Source organism: Methylobacterium iners (assembly GCF_022179305.1).
Lineage (GTDB): Bacteria > Pseudomonadota > Alphaproteobacteria > Rhizobiales > Beijerinckiaceae > Methylobacterium > Methylobacterium iners.
On record NZ_BPQP01000163.1, the window covers coordinates 1 to 1,326 of the forward strand.

The 1,326-nt window shown below is 66.0% G+C and carries 2 protein-coding genes; one reads left to right on the forward strand and one right to left on the reverse strand.

Annotation, left to right across the window (positions count from 1 at the left end; all coding sequences use genetic code 11):
* A partial coding sequence (locus MFF55_RS26560; RefSeq protein WP_238247229.1) for a Crp/Fnr family transcriptional regulator occupies positions 1-448 on the reverse strand: 448 nt, incomplete at its 3' end.
* A 177-nt stretch (positions 449-625) separates the two neighbouring features.
* On the opposite strand from MFF55_RS26560, the gene MFF55_RS26565 reads away from it, so the two are divergent.
* Positions 626-1,326, forward strand: a 701-nt coding sequence (locus MFF55_RS26565; protein WP_238247231.1) for a Crp/Fnr family transcriptional regulator, incomplete at its 3' end; no start/stop codon positions are given.

Sequence of the window (1,326 nt, forward strand, 5' to 3'; positions counted from 1 at the left end):
GCTGGCTGGCCTCGCGCGCGCCGAGATTGACCAGCCATTCGCGCAGCACCGCCTCGTCGACGAGCGCACACCACCAGAACCCCCGCGTGATCCGCGGATGCTTGGCGGTGATCTCGTCAATGGCGCTACGTGGAATATCCACGACCTGGCAGGCCGAGATCGTGCCGATGTTGTGGTCCATCTGGTCGAGGATGAACACGTTCAGATCGCAGAAATCGCCCGGCAGGAGGTAGGCCATGATCTGGCGCTGGCCGTTGGGCAGCATCTTGTAGCGGCAGGCGAAGCCGTCGAGGATGAGGTGGACGTTCTCGGGATTGTCGCCCTCGCTGATGAGGTCGATCCCAGCTCCGACCTGGCGCACCCGCGGCACCAGGGCATTGAGCGCCACAAGGTCCCGATCGCTCAGGGCCTCGAAGCTCTCCAGCTTCTGGATCAATGCGTGCTGCATCAGGCCTCACATCGGCGATGTCCCACCATGCCTATGTCCGAAACCCGACATCCAACCGATCATATGATGGGAATTTGCGAGAAAGCTCGGATCGGCGTAGGGTCCCGCATCGTTTGCACGCATCAGGGCGCAGGCGGCTGAGAGCCTCATGCTCCCGCCCTGACGTGGACGAGCCCTGTGTCCCACCCGAACCAGAGTGCCTGCCGGAACCGCCTGCTGGCGGCCCTGGCGCCCGCCGACTTCGCCCTGCTGCAGCCCCGCCTCGAACTGGTGACGCTGGCGCTCGGCGAGCGGCTGATCGTGCCGGACACGCCGATCGAAGCCGTGCACTTCATCGAGCACGGCATCCTGTCGAGCATCGCTGTGGCATCAGACGGCGAGAAGATCGAATTGGGTGTCGTCGGATACGAAGGCCTCGTCGGCGTTCCTGTCCTGCTGGAAGCTGACCGGACCCCGCACGAGGTCTGCGTGCAGGCGGCGGGCCTCGCCTGGAGGCTGCCGGTCACCGCCTTGCAAGACGCGCTGGAGCGCAGTCCCGACCTTGACGTGCTGCTGCTGCGCTATGCCCAGACCGTGCAGATCCAGGCGGCCTGCACGGCGCTGGCCAACGGCCGCTACAAGATCGACCGGCGCTTGGCGCGCTGGCTGCTGATGTGCCACGACCGCGTCGAGGGCGACGTGCTGCCCACGACGCAGCAGTTCCTATCGCTGATGCTTGGGGTCAACCGAACGAGCGTGGTGGCTGTTGTGGGCGACTTCGTGCGCGACGGTCTGATCGAGACCAAGCGCGGCACCATCACCATCTGCGACCGGGCCGGGCTCGCGGCGCTGGCAGGGTCGGCCTACGGACAGCCCGAGGCCGAGTACGACAGGCTTCT